Origin of the sequence: Pseudomonas syringae group sp. J248-6, assembly GCF_032586995.1 — a bacterium.
GTDB classification, from domain to species: domain Bacteria; phylum Pseudomonadota; class Gammaproteobacteria; order Pseudomonadales; family Pseudomonadaceae; genus Aquipseudomonas; species Aquipseudomonas amygdali.
Genome location: NZ_JAWHOP010000026.1, coordinates 75,666 through 76,457 on the forward strand (window position 1 = coordinate 75,666; position 792 = coordinate 76,457).

A 792-nucleotide genomic window follows, 5' to 3' on the forward strand; every position below is an offset into this window, starting at 1 on the left:
ATGATGCTCAGCGTCAGCTTTTGCGCCGCACCGTTTGCTCGGGAGAAGACGCGGAGCGTCCAGAAAGGCATACCCACGCGGAGCATGGGCACGATAGCGTTCTTACGGATGGCGATCGTTCCTCAGGTTCCAGCGTGGAAATACCATCCATGATGCTCCGCGTCAGCTTTTGGCGCCGCACCGCGTGCTCGGGAGAGGACGCAGAGCGTCCAGAAAGGCATACCCACGCGGAGCATGGGCCCGATAGCGTTCTTACGGATGGCGAGCGTACCTCAGGCTCCAGCATGGAAATACCTTCCATGATGCTCCGCGTCAGCTTTTGGCGCCGCACCGCGTGCTCAGGAGAGGACGCAGAGCGTCCAGAAAGGCATACCCACGCGGAGCATGGGCACGATAGCGTTCTTACGGACAGCGATCGTTCCTCAGGCTCCAGCGTGGAAATACCGTCCATGATGCTCCGCGTCAGCTTTTGGCGCCGCACCGCGTGCTCAGAAGAGGACGCAGAGCGTCCAGAAAGGCATACCCACGCGGAGCATGGGCACGATAGCGTTCTTACGGATGGCGAGCGTACCTTAGGCTCCAGCATGGAAATACCGTCCATGATGCTCCGCGTCAGCTTTTGGCGCCGCACCGTGTGCTTGGGAGACGACGCAGAGCGTCCAGAAAAGCGTACCCACGCGGAGCATGGGCACGATAGCGTTCTTGCGGACAGCGCTCGTTCCTCACGCTCCAGTGAACTGCCCCCAAGAAGTTGGACACCAATCCGACCTCATGGGGGTGTTCAAATGGGTA